2 protein-coding genes are annotated in these 3,625 nt (G+C 39.8%); one reads left to right on the top strand and one right to left on the bottom strand.

The genetic code is table 11. The features are described from left to right. Positions 1–252: 252 nt before the first annotated feature. Positions 253–2,424 carry a S46 family peptidase gene (locus tag DC53_RS00590; protein WP_033032282.1) on the top strand — a complete coding sequence of 724 codons (2,172 nt, stop codon included), beginning with the start codon at positions 253–255 and terminating at the stop codon, positions 2,422–2,424. Positions 2,425–2,570: 146 nt separating this feature from the next. Here the strand turns inward: DC53_RS00590 and DC53_RS00595 are convergent, their stop codons facing one another. Further along, positions 2,571–3,524, bottom strand: a complete 954-nt coding sequence (locus DC53_RS00595) for a restriction endonuclease (protein WP_033032280.1) — start codon at positions 3,522–3,524, stop codon at positions 2,571–2,573. Between the last annotated feature and the right edge of the window lie 101 nt (positions 3,525–3,625).

Here is a 3,625-nt window from a genome sequence, read left to right as displayed (position 1 = left end):
ATAACGTCGTTAAAAATTTTTTATTTAGAACAACTAGATGCAAAAATTTTTGCCTAGTTCTAGCGTGATTTTCTTAACGTTAAATAGACTTCATATATAAGCAGATTGGTATTAAATCTAGTTTAAATACATTAATTTAAAGTAAGGGAGTGTGTGCTCCCTTTACTTTGTCATTTATCATTCTTAGTAATGGCTCAATTATTTAATAAGTAAATCGGTTACTATCGAACAAACAATAAAAAGGATTCTATAATGCGTTTAAAACCTCTTGTAGCTACATTAGTCGCCACATTTTCTTTATCACTTTCAAGTAGTGCCATAGCCGATGAAGGCATGTGGCAACCACACCAACTTCCAGAGTTAGAATCAATTTTAAAAGCCAAAGGGCTTGAAATTGATGTTGAGTCTATTTCTAAATTAACCGAATTCCCAATGAATGCGGTAATTAGCCTAGGTGGCTGTACAGCATCGTTTGTATCGCCAAAAGGCTTAGTGGTTACAAATCATCACTGTGTTTATGGCTCTGTTCAGTACAATTCAACGCCTGAGAACAATATTTTAGAAAATGGCTTTTTAGCTAAAAGTCCTGCTGAGGATTTACCCGCAGCGCCGGGTTCACGCGTATACGTCACACAAACAGTTACTAATGTGACTGACAAAGTTAATAAAGGTATCGAAAAACTAAGCGCTAAAGCACGCTACGACGCAATAGTAAAAAACGAAAAAGCCCTAGTAGCCCAGTGTGAAGCGGACGAAAGCTATCGTTGTAACGTGTATTCGTTTCATGGTGGTTTAGAGTTTTACCTAATTAAGTCACTTGAAATTAAAGACGTACGTTTATCTTACGCACCGGCAATGGGCGTAGGTAAATACGGTGGCGATATAGATAACTGGATGTGGCCGCGCCACACAGGCGACTTTGGTTTTTACCGCGCTTATGTAGGCAAAGATGGAAAACCAGCAGAGTACAGCGAAGACAACGTACCTTACGTACCAGACTCTTACCTAAAAGTAAGTGCCAAAGGCGTGCAAGAAGGCGACTTTGTAATGGTTACAGGCTACCCAGGGCGTACTAACCGCTACCGCATTGCAACAGAGGTAGATAACGTATTTAACGACAGCTACCCTAAAGCACGCGTTCATAACTCAAAATACGTGTCGCTTATTGAAGAAAACTCAGAAGACGGCAGTAAAGCGCGTATTGCTTACGAAAGCACCATTGCAGGTTATAACAACTATATTAAAAATTTTGGTTCGATGATCGAAAGCTTCAAAAAAGGCACTATGCTTGAGCGCAAAAAACAGTTTGAGCAAGAGTTAACACAATGGATCAATAGTGATGGTGAGCGTAAAGAACAATACGGAAGCGTATTAGGTGAGCTATCTGAGCTAATTGCGCAATCACAAGAGCACAGTGAACGCGACCGAATGTTAGGTTATGTACATCGCTCACAAATGATCAGCACAGCACGACGTTTATACCGCTTAGCTTATGAAAAGCAAAAGCCAAATAGCGAACGTGAATCTGGTTATCAAGAACGTGACTTACCTCGCATTAAAGCAGGGCTTGAGCGTATGACGCGCCGTTATGATAGTAAAGTAGATAAAGCTATTTTACTGCACTTTTTAGAACTGTATGCAGCACTTCCAAAAGAAGAGCGTTTTAGCGACGTTGATAACGTATTTAAAGTACAAAATGGGTTTGATAAAGCAACCCAAAGCGCGTTACTTGATAGTATGTATGAACAGTCAAGACTCGATAATGCCACTGTTCGTAATTCATTATTTGAGCAATCGTTTAGCCAACTAAATCAAAGCCAAGACCCATTTGTGCAGTACGCTAAAGCAATCTTTAAAGTAATGAAAGCACAGGAAGATAAATCAAAAGCACTTGCAGGTAAATTACAAGCAGCTCGCCCAGAGCTAATGAGCGCAATCATTGCGTTTAACAAAGCTAAAAACAAACCTGTATACGCCGATGCCAACAGCACACTACGAGTAACCTATGGCACCGTAGGCGGTTACTCACCTCAAGACGGCTTGGTAGCAACACCCTTTACCTCGCTTGAAGGATTACTCGCTAAAAACACCGATGTTGACCCATTTAATGCACCCAAAAAGTTACAAGAGCAAATTAAAGCCAAGCTTTACGGTGATTACACGGGTGGCATGAATACAGTACCCGTTAACTTTTTATCAAATGTAGACACTACCGGTGGTAACTCAGGTTCGCCAACACTTAATGGTAAAGCAGAGCTTGTAGGCTTACTGTTCGACGGTGTTTACGAAAGTATTATTGGTGACTGGGATTACAACCCTGAGCTTAATCGCTCAATCCACGTTGATTCGCGCTACATGCTGTGGGTAATGGATAAAGTAGATAATGCACAAAACTTGTTAGACGAAATGACAATCGTAAAATAAGTAATTAGTGAGATAAGAGAAGGGCGCTTACCGAAAAGGAAGCGCCTTTTTTATTGATGTTTGATTCGTTTATTTATGACTGCTAAGTGCCAGTGTAGGTCGGATAAGCAATGCGCCATCCGACAACATGCGCTTGTTAGAAGCTTTTAGGCACCTACAATTGCCTGCAAGCCAGATTTAACATCACTCTTTGTAATACCAGAAACAAAATGTGCTTTTGCATCAAAATTGCTCTCATTATGCTGCTGTAGCAATTGTTTGGCACGAATAGTCAATGTTGAATTAGAAACCAACACTCCAGGTTTTCCCGCTTGCCTTAACATATAAAGAAAGCCCCGCATCGTATTAACACCAACTTTCTGACGATATGCTTTTGTTTCCACAAGTAAAGCCCCCTTTGATGAAGTAACTTCAAACTCAGGACCATATACGGGTTGCTGTGGTGTGGCTTTTAGCTCCTTAGTTATTGTCAAATTCAGCTCTTTTAATACTTCGCTGACCATTTGGCTATAATCATACCCTCTACGACTGACAGTACCCTCTTCAAATGAGATATTCTCCTCATCCAACTCTATTTCTAGTTCTGCATCTTTCTTGTTCTTTTGGATGATGCTTAAAAAGCCAAGAAGACCGGAAGCTATAGCCAAGAATACGGATATCCATTTTGAGTAATTGAGCTCAGTCCATTCTTCGCTCTTTTCAGGATCATCCTTTATGCCTTCAATCAACGATTGAACTTTCAGATTTATCTCATTCCTCTTCTCTAAAGGAATGTAAGCATTTTTCGCGAAATCGTTACGAATCAGAAGTAGTGTTTGTTTGGTAGAAAAAGGGAAATCTATTTTGTAGAAAACTTCCTTTTGCTCAATTGATGATTCAATTTCCCCTATTGACATCTCCCCCCCAGCAAACAGCCTTTCACCTACTTCTTCTAGGATTTCATCTTGAGCCAAGGCCGATTTGCTATATAAGTTCTCTTTTGCGTAATCGGGTATATAAAAAAGTCCAAAATAAAAAGTTGCAATTACACCAACTACACTAAACAGATTCCAAAATCGGCTTAATGCCCACTGCCAACCATTTTTTAATTCTTCAAACACCTAATTGTAGTGGTCAACTAATTTTGGCCACAGTTTTAGAATCTTGATATCTAACCTCAGATTCATTTGGCGCTAAACCGGCATTATAATGATGCGGCCTA

The sequence above is a fragment of the Pseudoalteromonas fuliginea genome (assembly GCF_000690055.1).
Classification (GTDB): domain Bacteria; phylum Pseudomonadota; class Gammaproteobacteria; order Enterobacterales; family Alteromonadaceae; genus Pseudoalteromonas; species Pseudoalteromonas fuliginea.
The sequence above is the reverse complement of the archived record's forward strand: the minus strand, read 5'-3'. Positions and strand labels throughout refer to the sequence as shown.

Coding starts and splice junctions, on each gene's coding strand:
- DC53_RS00590 (WP_033032282.1), top strand. CDS start 253: ATGCGTTTAAAACCTCTTGTAGCTACATTAGTCGCCACATTTTCTTTA.